Here is a 3091-nt window from a genome sequence, read left to right on the forward strand (position 1 = left end):
GGGCCGTCGTCTATGTCAACACACCGGACAGATGCTTGTTCCACCCCATCGTGAATAAGCCTCAAAGAACAAAGCTCGCGCACTCCCACATAGCCAATCGTGATCTCAAAGCAGTCGCGGCAAGCGCAGTAGACGTAGCTCGGTTGCATTCTAAATCTCCTAGTGAAGTGAGTGGATAAGAGAGGACACAGCACATATCTGTGTCCTCGGCCTACCGACTCACTCAGCCGGGTCACCAATCCCGCACCACAACTGACCGGGCACCCATGCGCCCCGCTCGGTCGACACTGGCTCACCCGATTCCCGAACCCACACGTTGTGTGGTTCGTCCAACAAGAGCCATGTGTTGGCTGACGTGGTCACCCTTGCGGTTCCGTCGAAGGCAAAGAACAGTTGCTGACCATCCGCGCGCCAAACCGAGACCTCGGACAGGTCACACGACTCCGAGTCTTGAGTGACGGCAGATGCTGTAACTGCTCCGGCGAGAAACGCCAAGGCCACACCCGCAGCAGTGATCAGACGACATTTCATTTGTTTCTCCCGTGGTTCGTTCCAGTACCGCCCAGCACGAACCCTTGGATTCGTGTTGGACGGAGTACGCGAACGACTCACAGACCCAGTGCCACCAAGGTCTGGTGACGCGATGTCGTGACCGAAAACTTTTGGTCGACCAGGAGGACCGACCCGTCATGCAGAACCCAGCCAATCGGGGTCTGGTAGCTGTAGACCACGTACGCGATGCGCGGGAAGTCCCGGCGCCAACGCTCTTGCCAGTGCTCGTCAAGCCTTCCCGTGTCGCACATGCGCGGCGCATGAGTCGCCCACAGCGACCGTCGCGCGTTGTGGAAGTCCCGCCGCTTGTCCACTAGTGCCGGAACCATGCGATTCGTGATACGTGACATGATCATACCACCCAGACATCAAGTAATGAGGCGAAGAGAAGGGCCAACTTGCGTCGGCCCAGAACCGCCGTAGCTCGATCCCTCGGAGGTCACCACGGACCATGCCCGTGGTGACGTGCCCAAAGATCGCGCGAGACTCCGTTACCCCTGGCGCTCCCAGTGTCCGGCTCGGCCTGCTGCCTCACGCTCACCAACCTTGATTTGGTCAATCGCGAGAGGACACACGCCACGGTCATGGAAGACGTGTTGTTACCCGTCTGCCAGGGCAGACATTCGGTTATCAAGGAACAGGATTCAGCTCCGCAACCCGTATCGCGAGAGTTGCCCAGACGAGCTCCGCCTTCCATTTGGCGCGCGGTGCATCGGGAGCCGACTTCGATGTTTCCGACCCTAGCCTTTCAAGCACCCAGACGTCAAGTTCTCGGGAGGCGATTACGTAGTGTTGCTCTGCTGCTCTCAAACCCGAGGCGCGTGTAGGGTTCCCGCAACCACCCAAAGAGACTCGACAAGGCGTGTCGATCGGCTGGCGTCAACCTTAGCGGATATCCACCCAGACATCAAGTCGGACTCATCATCCGAGCTTGACCAGCGAAACACCACCAAGGTTGCCGGTCGTTCTCAAGTTCTGAAAGTTCTCGCCCTTCGGAGACCTTCCCGTTTTCGAGTCCGTCCCCGTTGGCGGTGCCAACATTACGCCACCGGAACCCAGACGTCAAGTGTGCTGGTCACGGAAGGAATCGGGTCAGAAAACGGAGTGTGGGCGCCCGGGAAACACCCGTTGCATCCGCAGAAACCGCGCCCTGCGCGCGGCTGAGAGCGCTACCGGCCGCACGGGCAGTCAGATACCGGTATGGCGCCACTGGCGCAGTGCTAGGGCGTTGGTGCAGGGCACGCACGCTGGGGTAACTGCGCGCTAGCAGGGCAGGCAGCAGGCGGGCTCGATAGGCGCACTGCACCGGGGTACGCGGGTAGCGCGCTGCACTTTTACGCGCTTTGGCGGTTGCGCATTCCCCGCATTCCCGCTAGCGTGTGGGTTGGCATCGTTACGTATTGTCCCCCAGGGGAGGGTTCCCCTGGGGGATCCCTAGATCGGGGCGTATAGCGGCCCCGGTTTCGTGTACGAGTTTTTAGGTCGCTTTTGGCTTTTTGGCGATCCTCGACGATAATTGGAGTCAGTTGTCAGGAATCGGTGCATCGACCAAAAGTCCACATGCGCCCCGCCCCGGTGCAGACGCGCCGGAGCGGGCACTGCTCAGGTGCTGTAGACGGTCTGCACGTTGTAGAAAGAGATTCGGTTGATACCGGGGCAGCCGAGGCCGTCGACGACGATGGGGCCGTCTGGGGCGATGGCACGGACGTGCGCGCCAGCGAAGGGGCCAGAGGTGATGTGGACGTCCATTCGGATCAGGGTTGCGGAGTTGAGGTCCACTTCGACGATCGCGTTGGCGGTGCCAGTGGCGGTGGACAGGTCACGGCGGGTCCACTCGATCAAGAAATTGTTTGCCTCAAGGTGGAAAAGTCTGCCGCCGTGCAGGCACGACACGTTGCCCGTGGCCCACGTGATGGTCCAGGCAGAGACATTTTCTGCGCCGGGGTTGACGACGCAACCGACGTAGGCAGCATTGAACACGGCATGGGAGGTGGCGGGGTCGATCACGACGTCCGCGTTGACCGGGCAGGTCATGAGGTCAGTAGTAGTGCTAGCGGCTCCCGCAGAGACGTTGGAGGCGGAGATTGGGAGCAAACCGGCGATCAACGCCGCCGCAGCGACCGCAACGAGTGATCTGCGCATGACCATGCTCCTTTCTACCTGATCGCACCGTGGTGCTACTCCAATACCTGGATGGAACGAAACATTAATAATCTCGTGCTGCTGGCACACTCTCGGTCACCACCAGCACGGCACGGTCACACGGTCAGGCATCGATCGTCCGAGTAACGGATCAACTGCCGCTAGTCCCCAATAGTGAGGACGCTGGGAACCTGCACGACCCTCGTTTACTAGCCAAGGTGTCTGTGTCTTCGCGAGATTGACATGATCTCGGTAAACGCAAGGGCGCCGCTGTCGGACGGAACCGGCAGCGGCGACACCTCGCGTGACACGTACACAGTCAGGAGAAGGGAGTCAGTAGTGGTAGGGGAAGCGGGACCAGTCCGGATCGCGCTTCTCCAGGAACGCGTCCCGGCCC

At 60.5% G+C, this 3091-nt stretch carries 2 protein-coding genes; both read right to left on the reverse strand.

Features of this window, described 5'->3' with window-relative positions; genetic code table 11:
• Window positions 1–608: 608 nt before the first annotated feature.
• Window positions 609–881, reverse strand: a complete 273-nt coding sequence (locus IEY55_RS31500; protein WP_189062236.1) for a DUF8033 domain-containing protein — start codon at window positions 879–881, stop codon at window positions 609–611.
• A 1273-nt stretch (window positions 882–2154) separates the two neighbouring features.
• A complete protein-coding gene (locus IEY55_RS31505; RefSeq protein ID WP_189062237.1) occupies window positions 2155–2694 on the reverse strand; it encodes a hypothetical protein in 540 nt (179 codons plus the stop codon).
• Window positions 2695–3091: the final 397 nt, after the last annotated feature.

This window comes from Longimycelium tulufanense, assembly GCF_014645795.1.
In the GTDB taxonomy this organism is placed as follows: Bacteria; Actinomycetota; Actinomycetes; order Mycobacteriales; family Pseudonocardiaceae; genus Longimycelium; species Longimycelium tulufanense.

What these genes read in the sequence shown, in the direction of transcription:
- IEY55_RS31505 (WP_189062237.1), bottom strand. Translation starts at nt 2,694, where the DNA reads ATGCGCAGATCACTCGTTGCGGTCGCTGCGGCGGCGTTGATCGCCGGT.
- IEY55_RS31500 (WP_189062236.1), bottom strand. Translation starts at nt 881, where the DNA reads ATGGTTCCGGCACTAGTGGACAAGCGGCGGGACTTCCACAACGCGCGA.